19 protein-coding genes are annotated in these 17,499 nt (G+C 70.5%); 12 read left to right on the plus strand and 7 right to left on the minus strand.

Annotated elements, in window-relative coordinates:
* Positions 1-129 precede the first annotated feature (129 nt).
* The 6 genes from O7610_RS04515 to urtE all read left to right on the plus strand — a co-directional run bounded on the left by O7610_RS04515 (position 130) and on the right by urtE (position 6,017).
* Positions 130-1,047 carry an acyl-ACP desaturase gene (locus O7610_RS04515; RefSeq protein ID WP_281555549.1) on the plus strand — a complete coding sequence of 306 codons (918 nt, stop codon included), beginning with the start codon at positions 130-132 and terminating at the stop codon, positions 1,045-1,047.
* Positions 1,048-1,328: 281 nt separating this feature from the next.
* Positions 1,329-2,504 (plus strand): urea ABC transporter substrate-binding protein, encoded by a 1,176-nt coding sequence (gene urtA, locus O7610_RS04520; protein WP_281554492.1) that lies wholly within the window; start codon positions 1,329-1,331, stop codon positions 2,502-2,504.
* A 33-nt stretch (positions 2,505-2,537) separates the two neighbouring features.
* Positions 2,538-3,413: an urea ABC transporter permease subunit UrtB gene (urtB, locus tag O7610_RS04525; RefSeq protein ID WP_281554493.1), complete on the plus strand. Its 876-nt coding sequence runs from the start codon at positions 2,538-2,540 to the stop codon at positions 3,411-3,413.
* The gene (gene urtC, locus O7610_RS04530; protein ID WP_281554494.1) at positions 3,410-4,501 is read left to right on the plus strand and encodes an urea ABC transporter permease subunit UrtC; all 1,092 of its coding nucleotides are present in this window, start codon (positions 3,410-3,412) and stop codon (positions 4,499-4,501) included. The genes urtB and urtC overlap by 4 nt, the downstream gene beginning before the upstream one ends.
* Positions 4,498-5,319 carry an urea ABC transporter ATP-binding protein UrtD gene (urtD, locus tag O7610_RS04535; RefSeq protein WP_281554495.1) on the plus strand — a complete coding sequence of 274 codons (822 nt, stop codon included), beginning with the start codon at positions 4,498-4,500 and terminating at the stop codon, positions 5,317-5,319. Before urtC ends, urtD begins: the two co-directional genes overlap by 4 nt.
* 5 nt (positions 5,320-5,324) lie before the next feature.
* Positions 5,325-6,017 carry an urea ABC transporter ATP-binding subunit UrtE gene (gene urtE / locus O7610_RS04540; RefSeq protein ID WP_281555550.1) on the plus strand — a complete coding sequence of 231 codons (693 nt, stop codon included), beginning with the start codon at positions 5,325-5,327 and terminating at the stop codon, positions 6,015-6,017.
* 31 nt (positions 6,018-6,048) lie between these two features.
* Here the strand turns inward: urtE and O7610_RS04545 are convergent, their stop codons facing one another.
* Positions 6,049-6,582 carry a PaaI family thioesterase gene (locus tag O7610_RS04545; protein ID WP_281554496.1) on the minus strand — a complete coding sequence of 178 codons (534 nt, stop codon included), beginning with the start codon at positions 6,580-6,582 and terminating at the stop codon, positions 6,049-6,051.
* A 56-nt stretch (positions 6,583-6,638) separates the two neighbouring features.
* On the opposite strand from O7610_RS04545, the gene O7610_RS04550 reads away from it, so the two are divergent.
* Entirely contained in the window at positions 6,639-7,121 is a 483-nt protein-coding gene (locus O7610_RS04550) for a winged helix-turn-helix transcriptional regulator (RefSeq protein WP_281554497.1), read from the plus strand.
* A 17-nt stretch (positions 7,122-7,138) separates the two neighbouring features.
* Positions 7,139-7,531, plus strand: coding sequence for a VOC family protein (locus O7610_RS04555; RefSeq protein ID WP_281554498.1), 393 nt, complete (start codon positions 7,139-7,141; stop codon positions 7,529-7,531).
* Between the two features lie 43 nt (positions 7,532-7,574).
* On the opposite strand, the gene O7610_RS04560 is transcribed toward O7610_RS04555, so the two are convergent.
* The 5 genes from O7610_RS04560 to O7610_RS04580 form a co-directional block, all read right to left on the minus strand.
* Positions 7,575-8,435: an ABC transporter ATP-binding protein gene (locus tag O7610_RS04560; RefSeq protein WP_281554499.1), complete on the minus strand. Its 861-nt coding sequence runs from the start codon at positions 8,433-8,435 to the stop codon at positions 7,575-7,577.
* Entirely contained in the window at positions 8,432-9,343 is a 912-nt protein-coding gene (locus O7610_RS04565) for an ABC transporter permease (RefSeq protein ID WP_281554500.1), read from the minus strand. The genes O7610_RS04560 and O7610_RS04565 overlap by 4 nt, the downstream gene beginning before the upstream one ends.
* Positions 9,340-10,377 carry an ABC transporter substrate-binding protein gene (locus O7610_RS04570; RefSeq protein WP_289212708.1) on the minus strand — a complete coding sequence of 346 codons (1,038 nt, stop codon included), beginning with the start codon at positions 10,375-10,377 and terminating at the stop codon, positions 9,340-9,342. The genes O7610_RS04565 and O7610_RS04570 overlap by 4 nt, the downstream gene beginning before the upstream one ends.
* Before the next feature lie 52 nt (positions 10,378-10,429).
* The gene (locus O7610_RS04575; protein WP_289212709.1) at positions 10,430-11,611 is read right to left on the minus strand and encodes an agmatinase family protein; all 1,182 of its coding nucleotides are present in this window, start codon (positions 11,609-11,611) and stop codon (positions 10,430-10,432) included.
* A gap of 230 nt (positions 11,612-11,841) precedes the next feature.
* Positions 11,842-12,789 (minus strand): helix-turn-helix domain-containing protein, encoded by a 948-nt coding sequence (locus O7610_RS04580; protein ID WP_289212710.1) that lies wholly within the window; start codon positions 12,787-12,789, stop codon positions 11,842-11,844.
* A 67-nt stretch (positions 12,790-12,856) separates the two neighbouring features.
* On the opposite strand from O7610_RS04580, the gene O7610_RS04585 reads away from it, so the two are divergent.
* From O7610_RS04585 to O7610_RS04600, 4 genes are all read left to right on the plus strand, one after another.
* Complete coding sequence (locus tag O7610_RS04585; protein ID WP_289212711.1) at positions 12,857-13,054, plus strand: hypothetical protein; 198 nt, start codon at positions 12,857-12,859, stop codon at positions 13,052-13,054.
* Positions 13,055-13,137: 83 nt separating this feature from the next.
* Positions 13,138-13,938 (plus strand): class I SAM-dependent methyltransferase, encoded by an 801-nt coding sequence (locus O7610_RS04590; RefSeq protein ID WP_281554504.1) that lies wholly within the window; start codon positions 13,138-13,140, stop codon positions 13,936-13,938.
* 38 nt (positions 13,939-13,976) lie between these two features.
* A complete protein-coding gene (locus tag O7610_RS04595; RefSeq protein WP_289212712.1) occupies positions 13,977-15,083 on the plus strand; it encodes a mandelate racemase/muconate lactonizing enzyme family protein in 1,107 nt (368 codons plus the stop codon).
* Positions 15,083-16,378: an MFS transporter gene (locus O7610_RS04600; protein ID WP_289212713.1), complete on the plus strand. Its 1,296-nt coding sequence runs from the start codon at positions 15,083-15,085 to the stop codon at positions 16,376-16,378. The genes O7610_RS04595 and O7610_RS04600 overlap by 1 nt, the downstream gene beginning before the upstream one ends.
* Here the strand turns inward: O7610_RS04600 and O7610_RS04605 are convergent.
* Positions 16,320-17,441: a pyridoxal-phosphate dependent enzyme gene (locus O7610_RS04605; RefSeq protein ID WP_281554507.1), complete on the minus strand. Its 1,122-nt coding sequence runs from the start codon at positions 17,439-17,441 to the stop codon at positions 16,320-16,322. The genes O7610_RS04600 and O7610_RS04605 overlap by 59 nt on opposite strands.
* Between the last annotated feature and the right edge of the window lie 58 nt (positions 17,442-17,499).

The raw sequence follows: 17,499 nt of genomic DNA on the forward strand, positions 1-17,499 counted from the left end.
GGCGATTGCCGCAAAGATCATCCGGGAAAGTGGCGGTGCGGCCCGACATAACCTACGGTTGCGTAAGTTACGCTGTCGTAGGTTACCCCGGTAGGGAGAACGTCGTTGACCGTCGCCGCCACCACCCCGATGTCCCAGACCGCGCTGCTCGTCGAGCTCGAACCGGTGGTCGCCGAGAACCTTGACCGGCACCTCGGCCTGGCCAAGGAGTGGTTCCCGCACGAGTACGTGCCGTGGAGCGACGGGCGGACCTTCGACGGCCTGCTCGGCGGCGAACCGTGGTCGCCGGAGGACTCGCAGATCCCGGACGTCGCCCGTACCGCGCTGATCGTCAACCTGCTCACCGAGGACAACCTGCCCTCGTACCACCGCGAGATCGCCACCCTGTTCGGTCGCGACGGTGCCTGGGGCACCTGGGTGCACCGGTGGACCGCCGAGGAGGGCCGGCACGGCACCGCCATCCGGGACTACCTGACCGTCACCCGGGCGGTCGATCCGGTCGCGCTGGAGCGGGCCCGGATGGTGCACATGTCCAACGGGTACGCCAACCAGCACGACGACGAGGTGCTGCACTCGCTGGCGTACGTGTCGTTCCAGGAGCTGGCTACCCGGATCTCGCACCGCAACACCGGTCGGGCCACCGGTGACCCGCTCTGCGAGCGGTTGCTGGCCCGGGTCGCCGCTGACGAGAACCTGCACATGATGTTCTACCGAAACCTGCTCGGCGCGGCGTTCGAGCTGGCGCCGAGTCAGGCGATGCGGGCGGTGGCCGACGTGGTCGCCGACTTCCAGATGCCGGGCGTGGGCATCGAGGGCTTCGCCCGCAAGTCGGTGGCGATCGCCATGGCCGGCATCTACGACCTGCGTCAGCACCGCGACGAGGTGCTCGCGCCGGTGCTGCGCCAGTGGGACATCTGGAATGTCACCGGGCTGGACGCCGACGGCGAGTCGGCCCGTGACCAGATCGCCGCGCAGATGACTCAACTGGACACCGCCGCGTCCCGGTTCGAGGCCCGGCGGGAGGAGCGGCGCGCCCGCGGCCGGTAAGTGCCGTCGCGGCGCTTCAGGAACGATGAGTGCGGGTCCCGTGGCTGGTCGGCCACGGGACCTTCGTCGTATGTGGTCCGTCCACCGTGTCCGTCCGATCTAGCGACCGCACAGCCGTTCAGGTTCGTTGTGAGACGGGCTTAACGCGTTGGAAATCGATGGGTCGAGATTCGTGAAACCCGGCGTACCTACGTTTCGTGGCACCACGACTTCGGCTGAAGGGGAGTTGGATGCCACGACGCTTCCGGGGCGGCCTCGCCGCACTCTGTATACTGTCGACATTGGTTGCCGCGACCGCCTGTGCGGAGGACCCCACGTCCTCGGCCGGTGGCGGCGGTGACTCCGACACCATCAAGGTCGGTATCCTGCACTCGCTGAGCGGCACCATGGCGATCAGTGAGGTCACCGTACGCGACGCAGAGTTGCTCGCGATCGAGGAGATCAACGCCGCCGGTGGCGTGCTGGGCAAGCAGATCGAACCCGTCGTCGAGGACGGTGCCTCGGACTGGCCCACCTTCGCCGAGAAGGCGCAGAAGCTCATATCCCAGGACAAGGTCGCCACCGTCTTCGGTGGCTGGACGTCGGCCAGCCGCAAGGCGATGCTGCCGGTCTTCGAGCGCAACAAGGCGCTGTTGTGGTACCCGGTGCAGTACGAAGGGCTGGAGAGCTCGGAGTACATCTTCTACACCGGTGCCACCACCAACCAGCAGATCGTCCCGGCCCTGGACTACCTCGCCGAGCAGGGGCACAAGACGGTCTTCCTGGTCGGCAGCGACTACGTCTTCCCGCGTACCGCTAACAAGATCATCACCGCGTACGCCGAGGCCAACGGCATGCAGATCGTCGGCGAGGAGTACACGCCGCTGGGCCACACCGAGTACAGCACCGTGGTCAACAAGCTGCAGCAGGCCCAGCCCGACGCGGTGTTCAACACCCTCAACGGCGACAGCAACGTCGCCTTCTTCAAGCAGTTGACCAGCGTCGGAGTCACCGCCGAGACGATGCCGACCGTGTCGGTCAGCGTCGCCGAGGAGGAGGTCGTCGGCATCGGCCCGGACAACGTCGCCGGCCACCTGGTGGCCTGGAACTACTACCAGACCACCGAAGGCGAGCGGAACACCGCCTTCGTCGAGGCCTTCAAGGCCGAGTACGGGGCGGAGAAGGTCACCTCCGACCCGATGGAGGCCGGCTACAACGCGGTCTACCTGTGGGCGGCGGCGGTCGAAGCGGCCGGCAGCACCGACGTCGAGGCGGTCAAGGAGGCCGCCGGCGGGATCAGCATCGAGGCACCGGAGGGCACGGTCACCATCGACGGCGACAACCAGCACGTCTACAAGACGGCCCGGATCGGCGTGGTGCAGCCCGACGGCCAGATCCAGGAGGTGTGGAACTCCGGCGAACCGATCAAGCCGGACCCGTACCTGACCGGCTACGACTGGGCCGAAGGCCTGTCGTAACAGGCTAGTAACAAGCGGAGGGAGGTGCCCGCCATGGCGGTACTCAACCAACTGGTCATCGGCGCGAGCATCGGAGCGGTGCTGCTCCTGATCGCGCTGGGACTGACGTTCACCTTCGGACAGATGGGCGTCATCAACATGGCCCACGGGGAGTTCATCCTGGCGGGCGCCTACACCGCGTACATGATGCAGGGGCTGGTCGGGGCGCAGGCCGTCCCGGCCGCCCTGCCGGTCGCGTTCCTCATCGCCGGCACCATGGGTCTGATCCTGGAACGCCTGGTGATCCGGCGGTTCTACGGCCGGCCGCTGGACACCCTGCTGCTCACCTTCGGCGTCAGCCTGATCCTGCAGCAACTGGCCCGGGACATCTTCGGCGCGCCCAACGTGCAGGTCACCGCACCCGGCTGGCTCACCGGCGGGCTTGACGTGGCCGGCGTACAGCTGCCGTACAACCGGATCTTCATCATGGCACTCGCGGTCGGCTGCGTGGTGGCGATCTCGCTCTACCTCAGCAAACTGTCGTACGGCCGGCGGATGCGGGCGGTGATGCAGAACCGCGAGCTGGCCGCGGTGACCGGGGTGGCCACCCAGCGGGTCGACCAGCTCACCTTCTTCATCGGCTCCGGCCTGGCCGGTGTCGCCGGGGTGGCGCTGACCCTGATCGGCCCGGTCGGGCCGTCGCTGGGCACCTACTACATCGTGGACGCGTTCCTCGTCGTCGTCGCCGGGGGACTCGGACAGCTGCGCGGGGCGGTGATCGCGGCGGTCGCCCTCGGCGCGATCAACAGCTTCGTCGAATTCTGGACCGATGCGAGCCTGGCCAAGGTGGTGGTCTTCGCAGTGATCGTGGCCTTCCTCCAGTTCCGTCCGCAGGGCATGTTCGTCCTCCGTTCCCGGGCGCTGACATGAACGCCGCCCGGACGACCACCCCCGCCAACGGGGCCCGGCCGGCCACCCGCTGGCCCGGACCGGTCGGTTTCGTCGCCGTCGGAGTGCTGCTGCTGGTGGCACCGCTGGTGCTCAGCCCGTTCCGGCTCGACCTGCTCGCCAAGTACCTCTGCTACGCGATCGTCGCGGTCGGCATCTACCTGGCCTGGGGGCGCGGCGGCATGCTGACCCTCGGCCAGGGCGTGTTCTTCGGCCTCGGCGGCTACGCGATGGGCATGCACCTCAAACTCGCCGACGCCGGCGAGGGCAACCTGCCCGACTTCATGGTGTGGAGCGGGGTGGAGACCCTACCGGCCATCTGGGGGCCGTTCCGCAGCCCGGCGTTCGCCCTGGTCATGGTGGTCGTGCTGCCCACCGTGGTGGCGCTGATCCTGGGCACCCTGGTGTTTCGCCAACGGGTGCGCGGTGCCTACTTCGCCGTACTGTCCCAGGCCCTGGCCGCCGCGTTCGTGATCCTGCTGGTCGGCCAGCAGGGCCTCACCGGCGGCACCAACGGCCTGACCAACGTGCAGTTCTTCTTCGGCCTCGACCTGTACGACCCGACGCAGAAACGGATCGTCTACTACGTCGCGGTCGGCGCGCTCGCCCTGGTCTTCCTCGCCGCCTGGCAGCTCACCCACAGCCGGTTCGGCAAGCTGCTGGTCGCCATCCGCGACGGTGAGGACCGGGTCCGCTTCCTCGGCTACGACCCGGCCGTGGTGAAGACCATCGTGTACGCGCTGTCGGCGGCCATGGCCGGGATCGCCGGCGCGCTGTTCGTGCCGGTGGTCGGCATCCTCGGCCCGGCCGACCTCGGCGTCGTACCGTCCATCGAGATGCTGGTCGCGGTCGCCATCGGCGGGCGGTTCTCGCTGGTCGGTGCGGTCGGCGGGGCGATCCTGTTCAACTACGGCAGTACGGTGCTCAGCGAACAGTGGCCGTCCGGCTGGCTCTACCTGCTCGGCGGCCTGTTCATCGCGGTGATGATGTGGGCGCCGCGCGGCCTCGCCGGGCTGCTCGCCGACGGCTGGGCGGCGGTGCGGCACCGGGTCGGGGGTGCGAAACCATGAGCGGCAAGCTGGAGGTACGCGGCCTCGACGTCGTCTTCGACGGCTTCCGGGCGATCAGCGGCCTCGACCTGACCGTCGAGCCGGGGGAGCTGCGCTTCCTGATCGGCCCCAACGGTGCCGGCAAGACCACCCTGATCGACGTGGTCACCGGCCGGACCCGGCCGGCGTCCGGCTCGGTGCGGTTCAACGGCCAGGAGCTGGTCGGCCGCCGTGAGCACCGGATCGTCCGGCTCGGCATCGGCCGGACCTTCCAGACGTCGGTGGTGTTCGAGCAACTCACCGTGCTGGAGAACCTCGACCTGGCGGCCAGCTTCCGCCGGCGGATGGTCGGCCTGCTGCGCCGCCGGCGCGGTGTCTCCGACCAGGTATCCCGGGCGCTGGACACCACCGGTCTTGCCGACCTGGCGTACCGGCCGGCCGGGGTGCTCTCCCACGGGCAGCGGCAGTGGCTCGAGATCGGCATGCTGATCGTGCAGCAGCCCAGTCTGCTGCTGCTCGACGAGCCGGTGGCCGGGATGAGCCGCAGCGAGCGGGACCGCACCGGTGAGCTGCTGCGCGAGGTCGCCAAGGACCACACGGTGATGGTGATCGAACACGACATGGAGTTCCTGCGCCGGTTCGCCAGCACCGTCACCGTGCTGCACGAGGGCCGACTGCTCTGCGAGGGCACCGTTGCTCAGGTGCAGGCCGACCCGCGCGTGCAGCAGGTCTACCTGGGGCGCTCCGGTGAGGAGGGTGCCGAACCCGCCGTACCGTCGGCTGTTTCCGTCCCGTCGACCGCTGCCGGACCGTCAGCCGCTGAGGAGGCGTCGTCGTGAGTGCCATGTTGACCGTCGAGTCGCTCGACGTCGCGTACGGCCGGGCCCAGGTGCTGTTCGGGGTCGACCTGCAGGCCCCGGCCGGGTCGCTGGTCTGCGTGATGGGCCGCAACGGGGTCGGCAAGACCACCCTGCTGAAGGCGATCACCGGGGTGCTGCCGGTGCGGTCCGGCCGGGTGACCTTCGACGGCCGCGACATCACCAGGCTGCGTACCCACGAACGGGTGCGGCTCGGGCTCGGCTACGTCCCGCAGGGCCACGAGACGTTCCCACAGCTGACCGTCGCCGAGAACCTGCAGGTGGCGGTCGAGGCGGCCCGGACCGACAAGGTCGCGGTCGACGAGGCGCTGGACCTGTTCCCGGCGCTGCGCGGGCTGCTGCGCCGCCGGGCCGGGTTCCTCTCCGGTGGCCAGCAGCAGCAGTTGGCGATCGCCCGTGCCCTGGTCACCCGGCCGAAGATGCTGCTGCTCGACGAACCGACCGAAGGCATCCAGCCGTCGATCATCATCGAGATCGAGGAGGCGATCGAACGGCTGCACACCGAGGCCGGGCTGGCGATCCTACTGGTCGAGCAGTACCTCGAACTGGCGCTGCGGCTGGCCGACCGGTTCGTCATCCTCGACGCCGGCGAGGTGGTCCGGGCCGGCGACAAGGCGGACCTGCGCGACGAGTCGGTCCGCCAACTGCTGTCGGTGTGACCCGGCCGGCACCGGTCGGCCGGACCTGTCGTCAGCTGGTCGGTGGCAGCTCGAACAGCAGGCAGGACGAGGTGGCGTGGGCGGTCAGCCGGCCGGCGGCGTCGGTCAGCTTCGCCTCGGCGTACGCGGTGCGCCGACCGCGCTGCACCACGGTGCCCTCGCAGCGCAGCGTGCCCGAGGCGAGCGTCACCGGGCGCAGGAACTTCACGTTCAGGTCGATCGAGGTGTAGCTCGTCCCGGCCGGCAGCACCGAGTGCACCGCGCAGCCGGCCGCGGTGTCCAGCAACGTCGAGATGATGCCACCGTGCACCGTGCCCAGGGCGTTGTAGTGGAACTCCTGCGGGGTCAGCACGGTGACCACCCGGCCGTGCTCGGGCTCCAAGCCTTCGAGGCCCAGCATCACCATCACCGGCGGGGCGGGAATCTCACCGGAGGCCATCGCCTGCAGTTGGCCCAGCCCGTCGAGGCCGTTCAACGCCGCCAACCGCACCGTGGCGGGGTCGGTCCACGAGAAGGTGCGGCTGCGCTGCGCCGCGTCCGGCGCCGGCTGCTGAGTCTGTGTCATGGACGCAGCCTGGCAGTCGGTTGCTAGGTCTGTCAACAAGACCTAGCCTGGTCGGGGTGAGACCTACCGCGCTCGACTGGTCCATCGACAACTGCACCATCGCCCGCACCATGGAGATCATCGGCGAGCGGTGGACCGTCGTCGTGCTCCGCGAGGTCTTCAACGGCGTACGCCGGTTCGACCAGATGCGCGAGCGCACCGGCGTGCCCCGCCAGGTGCTGACCAACCGGCTCACCATGCTGGTCGACCAGGGCCTGCTGCGCCGGCACCCGTACCAGGAACCGGGGGAGCGGCAACGCTACGAGTACCGGCTCACCGGTAAGGGCCTCGACCTGTGGCCGGTGCTGGTCGCCCTGCTGCAGTGGGGCGACCGGTACTGCGTCGACCCGGACGGCTCCCCGCTCGCCGTCGCGCACCGCGACTGCGGGGCCGAGGTCGGCGTCACGATGCGCTGCGCCGCCGGCCACGACGTCGCCGACACCCGCGACGTACTTCCCCGCCCCGGCCCCGGTGCCCGCCGCCGCGAACCGACCGGCTGAAGTCCTACGCTGCGGGCGTGCACATTTCGCTCACCGCCATCGTCGTCGACGACTACGACCCGGCCATCGACTTCTTCACCACCGTCCTCGGCTTCGATCTGGTCGAGGACTCCCCGTCGCCGACCAACGACGGTCGCCCCAAGCGGTGGGTGGTGGTGCGGCCGCCCGGTGCCGAGACCGGCATCCTGCTGGCCCGCGCCGACGGCGACGCCCAGCGGGCGGCGGTTGGCAACCAGACGGCCGGTCGGGTCGGCTTCTTCCTCCGGGTGGACGACTTCGAGGCCGCGTACCAGCGGATGGTGGACCACGATGTGCGGTTCGTAACCGCGCCGCGCACCGAACCGTACGGCCGGGTGGTGGTCTTCGTCGACATCGCCGGCAACCGGTGGGACCTGATCGGCCCTGCCTGAGCCCGAGCCGTCGAACCCGGCCGACGTCAGTCGGCGGTCACCGTCAGCCGCCGGACCCGGTGGCGGCGTGCCGCTGGTGGTAGGCGCGGACCCGGTCCTCCACCTCGGCCCGCAGCGTCAGGAACTCCGGCAGCCGTTTCACGGCCAGGTCCCGGGGCACGCCGTCGCGGTCCGGCGGCAGCTGCACCGGCAGGTCGGCGGCGACCCGGCCCGGGTCGCTGGCCAGCACCACCACCCGTTGGCCGAGGAAGACCGCCTCCTCGACGTCGTGGGTCACCATCACCACCGTGGTGCCGGTGTCGGCCCACACCCGGCGGACCAACAACTGCATGTCCTCCTTGGTCTGCACATCGAGGGCACCGAACGGCTCGTCGAGCAGCAGCACTCGCGGTTCGCAGGCCAGCGCCCGGGCGATCGCCACCCGCTGACGCTGCCCGCCGGAGAGCTGCTTCGGCAGCGCGTGCCGCAGCCCGGTCAACCCGGTCTCGGCCAGGTACCAGGCGACCCGCCGGGCCCGTTCGGCCCGACTGACCGGCAGCAGCTCCAGCCCGAACGCGACGTTGCGTTCCACCGTCCGCCACGGATACACGGCACCGCTCTGCAGCACCAGCCCCCGGTCCGGACCCGGCCCGGTGACCGGCGCACCGTCGAGCAGCACGGTGCCCCGGCTCGGCGTGGACAGCCCGGCGATCAGCGACAGCAGGGTGGACTTGCCCGACCCGGATGCGCCGACCAGGCAGACGAACTCGCCTCGGCGTACCGCCAGATCCACGCCGTCGAGCGCGCGCAGCGACCCGCCCCCGGCGGTCCGGAAGTCCTTGCCGACGCCGTCGAGCCGCACCAGCGGTGCGTCGGCGGCCGGCACCGCGCCCGCGTCTGTGCCGGCGGCTTCGGTCGCGGTCATACCGCCCACCTCCCGACCCGGTCGCGGGTGGTCCGCAACGCCAGATCGATCGCCACCCCGATCAGGGCGATCACGATCAGTACGGCGAAGATGTTGTCGAGCTGGTTGAACCGCTGCGACCGGACGATCCGGTAGCCCAGCCCGGACTGGGCGTTGATCAGCTCGGCGACCACTACGAAGTTCCAGGCGGCCGCCGCGTTCACCCGGATAGAGTCGATCATGCCGGGCAGCGAATGCGGCACGATCACCTTGCGCAGCACCTCGAACCGTCGGGCACCGAGGGTGTACGACACGTCGATCAGCCCGGCCGGCACGGTCCGAACAACGTTGGCGGTCATCAGCGTGTTGAAGAAGACCGTCGCGATGAAGATCAACGCCACCTTGGACGGCTCACCCAACCCCAACCAGATGATCAGCAACGGGATGAACGCGCTGGCCGGCAGGTAGCGCAGCAGGCCGATCATCGGTTCCAACGCCGCCCGGCCGGCCTGGAAGCTGCCCATCAGCAGGCCGAGCGGCACCGACACCGCCACCGCCAGGCCGAAACCGCGCAACACCCGGCCGACGGTCGCGGCGGTGTCGGTCCACAGTTGACCTGTCCGGGCCATCTCCACCCCGGCCGCCACCGACTCCAGCGGCGACGGCAGGAAGTCCGGCCGCCCGTCGACCAGCACGCTGCCGATCTGCCAGGCGGCCAGCGGCACCACGATCGAGGCGACCGTCAACGTCCACCGGCCGGCCGCCGGGATCGGCGTACGGATGGCCAGCAGCGCCGGCACCGGGCGGGCCGGACGCCGCCGCGGCAGCGGCCCCCACGACGCCCGGTCCGCGTCCGCATCGCTGGTCGCGGTCCCGTGGGTGTCGTCCGGGCCGCCGTTCGCGGTCGCCTGGGCCGGGGCGACGGTCACGGCGACACCGCCCCCACGAACTGTCCGTCGAGCAGCCCGTCCAGCGGCGGTGCCTCGTCGACCAGACCGGTCTCCACCAGGAACTCGGCGATCGAGCGGGCCTGGAAGTCCAGGTTGGCCGGGGTGTCGCCCGGCTCGAACGCCGCCTGGTTGTCGGCCAGGTCGAAGATCGTCGTCCCGGCGTCGTACGTGCGGTAGTCCTCGACGCTGACCCCGGCCTGCGCCGCCATGATCTCGACCGCCTCGTCCGGGTTGTCGGCGATCCAGTCCAGGGTGTCGAACCAGGTGTCCACCACCGCCTGGACCTGCTCCGGATGGTCGGCCACGAACTCCGAGTCGAACACCAGATGGTCCGGGATCGCCCCGGGGAAGTCCGCCGATGTGACGATCGCGGTGCTGCCCTCGCGGCCCAGCGCGGTCGTGGTGAACGGGGCGAACGCCCCGACCGCGTCGACCTGCCCGGCCAGGAACGCGGCGGCGGCCGCGTCGGTCAGCAACGGACTGATCTCGACGTCGTCGGCGCTCAGCCTGGCCTCGGCCAACGCCAACAACAGCAGGTAGTGGTCGACCGTACCCTCCTCGATCGCGATCCGCTTACCGGCCAGGTCGGCCACCGAGTCGATCCCCGGCGCGGCGATGATCTGGTCGTTGCCGGTCGAGTTGTCGTTGACCAGCACCACGGTCTGCGCCGCGCCGCCGCTGACCGACGACAGCGTGTCGTTGAGGGTCTGGCTGTTGGCGTCCAGGTTGCCGGTGGCCAGCGCGGTCAGGCTGTCGGTGTAACTGTCGAAGTAGGTCAACTCGACGTCGACCCCGTTCTCCTCGAACAGACCCTGTTCCTCGGCGACCTGCCAGGGGAACCAGCCCGGCCAGGCGCTGAACCCCAGCCGTACGGTGGTCGAGCCGTCGCCGTCGTCGGCGGAACCGTCATCACCGCCGCAGCCGGCGGCGCTCACCAGCAGCGTCGTCGCGCAGGCGGCGGCGATCAGCCTCCGGGTGGTGGAACGGCGGGAAAATTTGGGGGTACGTCGCATCTCTATGTCCTCCTGCGGAAGGGAAACTACGGGGGATCGGCGCCGCGTCGGCTCAGCGCTCAGTGGCTCGATGGCGCGGCAGGTGCCCGGCGCGGACCAGACAGCCGAGGGTGTCGCAGATGACCCGGGTGGCGATCAGCGAGGTGATCTCGGCGTTGTCGTACGGCGGCGAGCACTCCACCACCTCGATGCCCGCCAACGGCCGTTCGGCGATCAGCTGGATGAACTTGAGGACTTCGCGGGGCAGGAAGCCGCCCGGTTCGGGCCAGCCGGTGCCGGGCACGAACGCGGCGTCCAGGCAGTCCACGTCGAACGACAGCCAGACCGCCTCGGCGCCGTCCCAGGCGACTTCGAGGGCCTTCTCGGCGGCGGCCTCGATGCCCATCTCGACGCAGTCGGTGACCGTCATGATCGTGGTGCCGCGTTCCCGGCCGACCTTGACCCCGGGGCGGGGCGCCTGCCAGCCGCCGATGCCGATCTGCACCAGGTTCTTCGGCGGCACGTTCGGGATGTCGGTGGCGTGGAACCACGGGGTGGTGTGCATCCGCTCGTCGAGGTCGGTCTCCTGGGTGTCGACGTGCCGGTCGAAGTGGATGATGCCCAGGTTGCCGTCGAGGTGTTCGGCGACCCCGCGCACCGTCGGGTAGCCGATCGAGTGGTCCCCGCCGAGCACCACCGGGAAGGCCCCGGAGGAGTAGACGTGGCTGACCGCCTTGGAGATCTGGTCGAAGGTCTTCTCGATGTTCGCCGGGATGGTGAAGACGTCACCGAGGTCGGCGATCGTGATCGACTCGCGCAGGTCGACGCCGAGTTCGAACGAGTACGGCCCGTACAGCGCGGAGATCTTGCGGATACCCTGCGGCCCGAACCGGGTTCCCGAGCGGTACGTCGTGCCACCGTCGAACGGCGCGCCGAGCACCGCCACGTCGTACTCGCCGCAGCGGCGCACGTCCTCGACGTACGGTGCCTTCAGGAAGGTGTTGATCCCGGCGAAGTGCGGCAGCTCGCCACGGGAGAACGTCGGGATCCGCTTGTCGACGATCGAATCGGCACCGGGCAGGCCGTACTCCAGGCCCCGGGCGATCTCCTCTTCCCACTTGGTGGTGGGCAGTTCGGCCTCGCGGGCGACCGCGTACGCTGCCTCCGGGCCGTAGTTGCCGTGCAGCTCGGGTTGGTCGCTGGGCTGCTGGTCGCGGTGCTGGTGATAGTGGTGATGATGGTGGTGCAAGCCCACGGGGCACCTCCGAATGAGGGCCTGGCTGAGGCACAGCCAGACATCCGGCTGCCTCCCGGGCTTTTGTCCCGCCGTGGAACGCCGCCCGCCACGCTGGCGGCCCGACGCCTGCACCTCTCGGACCTGTCCCGTCCCCGGCTGCCCGTGCCTGGCTGCCCGGCGGCGGCGGAACCCTAGGTGCGCCTCACCGTTGGTGAGTCACCCCGGAGTAGACGCCGCTGTGGTTTCGGTCACTTTGCCGACCCGTTGCCGTCGGGTATCGGCTGCGCCCGGGCGGCCAGGTCGGACCAGACCCGCTCGTACGCAACGACGTGCGCCGGCTGGTCGAGGTGCATCGTCCCGGTCAGGGTGTCGAGCCGGACCAGCCCCGACCCGGCCGGCCGCCGTCCGGGGACCGTCGTGGCGGCGGCGAAGCGCAGCAGGGTGAACGGGTTGGTCATGCCGGCGTGCGCGCCGCCGGACAGCGGCAGGACCCGTACCGAGATCCCCGGCCTGATCGCGAGCGCCCGCAGGTGGTCGAGTTGCGCCCGCGCCGTCGCGTCGTTGCCGACGGTACGCCGCAGCGCCCCCTCGCCGACGATCGCCTGCACCGCCGGCGGATGCGGGTGGGTCAGCAGGTGCCGCTGCCGCGCCGCCAGCTGGTCGAGGCGGGCGGCGATGTCGTCGTCGCTGCGCAGACCGGCCGGGCAGCGCAGCAGCGCCTCGGCGTACCCCGGGGTCTGCAGCAGGTCCGGCAGCGTCGCCTGGCCGTAGCAGCGGATGAGCGTCGCGGACTGTTCGAACACCGGGTACGGGTCGGCGTCGATCGGCAGTCCGGCCAGCCCGTCGTGCCACCAGCGCCCGCCGCTGGGGCGGTCGATCTCCGCCGCGAGGGCGAGCAGCCGTTCCCGGGTCTCGTCGTCGGCCCGGTACAGCCGGCACATCGCTGACATGTCCGCTTCGGTCCAGCGCACCCGCGGGTCGCCGGCCTCGATTCGCCAGAGCGTGCTGTTGCCGCGTCGCAGCTTGTCGGCGGCGACGTCCTGGGACAGCCCGGCCTCGTACCGCAACGCCGCCAGGCACCGTCCCACCTGCCGCCGCAGCAGGGCCGTCCCGCCGGCCTGCGCGTTGATGCCCGCCGTCCGGGCAGCTCTCCCGTTGTACGTCTTCGCCCGTCGGCCGTCACCCCTGCCAGTCATACCCGATAGCGTGAAGCATTAGTTGCTCAAAGGCAATGCCTTAGGGCAACTCCTTAGCGTCTGTTGAGTGGACCTGGTCGGCACCTCGGAGTTGCGCGCGATGCTGGGTACGCCCGAGAAGCCGGTGAGCAAGCAGCGGGCGTACGTGGTCAGCCGGTCCAAGGGATTTCCCGATCCGGTAGCGCGGCTGGCGCAAGGCCCGGTGTGGTTGAAGGCCGATGTCGAGCGGTGGATTCAGGAGAACCGGCCGCCCCGGGTCAGCTGAGCCGCGTACCGTCGTGATCCCGCGGTGGCCATAATGTGGGAAGCTGCTCCCGAATTGCGAGACAGCCGGTCTATCGTCGGAGCATGTCAGCTGTATACACGCACGGTCATCACGAGTCGGTGCTGCGCTCCCACCGCTGGCGTACCGCCGAGAACTCGGCCGCGTACCTGCTGCCGCACCTGCGGCCCGGCCAGGCGTTGCTCGACATCGGCGCCGGTCCCGGCACCATCACCATGGACCTCGCCGCGCTCGTCGCTCCCGGCCGGGTCACCGCCACCGAGGTCACCGACGAAGCGCTCGCCCTGTCCCGCGCCGAGGCGCAGGCCCGGGGCGTCACGACTGTCGACTTCACCACGGCCGACGTACACGATCTGCCCTTCCCCGACGACGCGTTCGACGTGGTCCACGCCCACCAGGTCCTCCAGCACGTCGGCGACCCGGTCCGCGCGCTCGCCGAGATGCGCCGCGTCTGCCGGCCCGGGGGAGTGGTCGCGGCCCGCGACAGTGACTACGACCGTTTCGCCTGGCACCCCGCCGTACCCGAGCTCGACGAATGGCTCGCGCTCTACCAGGCGACCGCCCGCGCCAACGGCGGCGAACCGGACGCCGGTCGCCGCCTGCTCTCCTGGGCGCGGGCCGCCGGGTTCGGTGACGTCACGCCCGGCGCCTCCGCCTGGTGCTACGCCACCGACGAGGACCGCCGCTGGTGGGGGACCATGTGGTCGGAGCGCATCGTCGCCTCCGAGATGGCCCGGCAGATCCTCGCCGCCGGCACCGCCACCCCCGCCGACCTGCAGCGCCTCTCCGCCGGCTGGCTCCGCTGGGCCGACGCGCCCGACGGCTGGTTCGCCATCCTGCACGGCGAGATCCTCTGCCGTCCCTGACCCGGACGCCAGATCGATCACCGTGGATTATCGGCGTGGTGCGTGACAAGCTGATCCGCATGGAGCTCGACGTCCGTCGGATGACCCTGCGCCTGTTGACGGTGTTCCGGAGTTCACAGCACTCCTACGACTCGACGGACACCTGCCTCGTCGCCGTCGTCCACGACGGCGTCACCGGCCTGGGTGAGGGCACACCGGCCTGGGCGCACGGCGAAACCGTCGAGCAGGTCGTCGCGGCGGTCGCCGAACACGGCAGAGACGTCCTCGGCCCGGACCTGTCCGATCCGGACCGGGTCCTGGACCGGGTGGCCGACTGGGACGGACCGGTCGGCGCGCGGATGGCACTCGACGGCGCGGTGCACGACTGGGTGGGCCGGTCCGCCGGCGTGCCGACATGGCAGTTGTACGGCGTACCGCGCATCCTGCCCGAGCCGACCGGGTACACGATCGGGCTCGGCAGCGTCGCGCAGACCCTGGAGCTGGTCGCGAACGCCCCTGCGGTCGGCGCGTTCAAGATGAAGGTACGCGGCGCCGAGGACCTCGACCGGCTGGCCGCCGTCCGCGCGGTCACCGACCTGCCGGTGCGGATCGACCCCAACGAGGCGTGGGACCTGCGGACCGCGCAGGAACTGACCCCGGCCCTGCGCGCCCTCGACATCCAGCTCGTCGAGCAGCCGTTCCCGAGAGACGCGGTCGAGGCGTACCGCCGCTACCGTGACGTGCCCGACCGGCTGCCGGTCTTCCTGGACGAGGGCTGCACCGACGTGGACAGTGTCCGGGCGGCCGCCGGCCTGGCCGACGGGGTGGTGGTCAAGCTGGCCAAGTCCGGCGGGGTCCGGGCCACCCGACGGGTGATGGAGGCCGCCCGCCAGGCGGGCCTGTCGGTGATGCTCAGCTGCAACTGCGAGTCGGAGCTAGCGCTGAGCCAGGCCGCCCTACTGGCCCCGCTGGCCGAGCGCATCGACATCGACAGCCAGTTCCTCCTGCGCGACCCCCCGTTCCGGGGGCTGGGCCTCGACCAGGGGCGGATCGTTCTCGGCGACGCCCCAGGGCTGGGCGTGCTGCCGTCCGACCAGCATGCCTTCGGCGGCGTCGACCCGTCGACCGGGGTCGGTGTCCGATCCGACGGCGGGCCGGCCGACTGATGGCCGCACCGGCCACCCCCCGCGCGGCTGCGGGCAACCGCCCCTGGTCGGCGTTGCGCAGGGGTTCCTTCACCCGTGCCCAGTGGGCCGTGCTGATCGGCGGATTCCTGGTCAACGTCGGCTCGTTCTCGATCTATCCGTACCTGGCCGTGCTGCTGCGGGAACGCATGGGCGTGGGCATGGCGCAGGTCGGGGTGGTGCTCGGGGCGGCGACCCTGGTGCAGTTCGCCAGCGCCCCGGCGACCGCTGCGGTGGCCGAGCGGGTCGGTCTCAAGCGGGCCCTGGTGGCGGCCCTCACGCTGTACAGCCTCGGCGGGGCGGCGTTCCTCGCGGGACAGCGGTTCCCGGTGCTGACCGTCGCCGGCCTGTTGCTCATCTCCGGCGGCGGATCACTGTACTCGCCGGCGTACCGCAGCTATCTGGTGCACGAGGTGGGCGACGAGCAGCGGCCCCGGCTGGTGTCGGCAGGCAACGCCGCAGGCAACCTCGGTATAGCGGTGGGGCCGGTGGTGGGGGCGTTGTTCGTGCACCGGCCGACCGTGATGTTCGCGGCCGTGACGACGGTGTACGCCGGTGTGGCGCTCGGTCACGTCTTTCTCCGCCGGGAGCGGCAGGTCGCCGACGCGCCACCGGTGGAGCCGTTCCGGCGGATGCTGCACGGGGTGGCGGTGCTGCCGTTCGTCGTCACCGCCGTGTCGTTCTACGTGCACATGCAGTTCTACCAGTACCTCTCCAGTTACGCCCAGGGCCGGATGGCGACCCTGTTGTTCGGGGCGGCGAATGATGGGCTATTCGCTCGGCCTGGTGGTGGTGCAGCCCCTGGTCGCCGAGCGGGTGGGGAGGATGAGCTACCCGGCGGCGATGGCCATCGGATTCGGTGCCCTGGCGACCGGGATGGCCGCGTTCGCGGTTGGCAACGGTCCGGCGGTGGTCTGCGGGGTCGCCGCGATCAGCGCCGGCAGCGCCGTGTTGTTCCTCAAGAACGACCTCGAAGCGTTGGCGGGGTCGAGAAGGTCGGCGACGGTGGCCTTCGGCCAGCAACGGCTCGCGGTGGGGGTCGGTTCGTTCCTCAGTGGCGTCGCCGGGGGCAGCGTGTACGGGGCGTTCGAACAAGTCGGGTTCCTACCCGGCTTCTGGCTGGTCGTCGCCGCCCAGTGTGTCATCCTTCCGGTGCTGGTGCTCACTGTCGGGCGATGGCTGGGACGCCGCGTACCGCAGCAGGGTTCCTAGCTGCGCTCATCCGGCCGTCGCGGGCCGGTCTGTTGCGGGCCGGTCTGTTCCTGGGCCGCCGGTGACGGCGGCGGGGTGCAGGTCCTGGCCGGCTGACGGCGGATGGGCGCGTCGCGCCCACGGCAAGGTCGACCAGGGCGGGGCCAGCTCGTCGAGAGAGGCAATCTCCACCGGCTCCAACGTCTCCATGTCGAGGGCTTCGCGGTGGCGGGCGAAGACCTTGTCGACGTACCGATGGCCGGTGTCGGCTCCGATCAGCAGATGCACCCGTTCCGGGTGACGGCGGGCCTCCCACCGCGCTGCGAGGTACGCCGCACCGGTGGAGAGGCCGGCGAAGACCGCATGAGACCGCATCAGCGCGATGGTGCCGGCCATGGCGTGGCGAAAGCCGATCCAGTGCACCTGGTCGTACAGTTCGTGGTGGACGTTGTCGAAAGGGATGGCGCTGCCGATCCCGGCGATGATCGCGTCCGGATCCGGAAACCGTTCACTGCCGAAGCTGACGCTGCCGAACGGTTGGACACCTACGAGCCGGGTCGACGGGTCGTGGGCGCGGATCGGCAGAATCAGTCCGGCGCTGGACGCACCGGTGCCGACGCTGGCGACGAGGGTCAGCGGGACCTGCGGTACGGCGGCCCGGACGAGTGTCGCCAGTTCGGCATAGCCGAGTCGGTGCACCGGGTCGTGGTACTGGCGCATCCAGTGCATGCCGGGGTTGGCGCGCAGGAGCTCCCGTATCCGCGCCACGCGTCGGTGCTGGTCCAGTCGCAGATCGCTCTCGACGGGCATCTGGTGCACGGTGGCGCCGAGGATCTCCAACTGCGACCGGATGGTCGGGGTCACCGTGGTCGAGGCGACGATGTGGCAGCGCAGTCCGTACCGGTGACAGGCCATGGCCAGCGCGAGGGCGTAAATTCCGCTGGAGCTGTCGACGAGGGTGTCGCCGGGGCGGACGGTCCCCGCCGCCAGCAGGGCCCGTACCGCGCCGAGGGCGGCGTAGACCTTCAGGGTCTCGAACCGGGCCAGGATCATGGTGTCCGACAGGCGGATGAGGCTCGGTGTCTTGATGGCGTCTGTGACGTGCAGGTGTACCGGCGGCGGGGGCGTCGACGGGCCCGTGGACGGCATGGGCTGATCGCTCCTCTGATGTTCATCACATTGTCGTTGGAGAATGTGCCTGCTCGGT

The organism is Solwaraspora sp. WMMA2065 (genome assembly GCF_030345075.1).
Taxonomy (GTDB): domain Bacteria; phylum Actinomycetota; class Actinomycetes; order Mycobacteriales; family Micromonosporaceae; genus Micromonospora_E.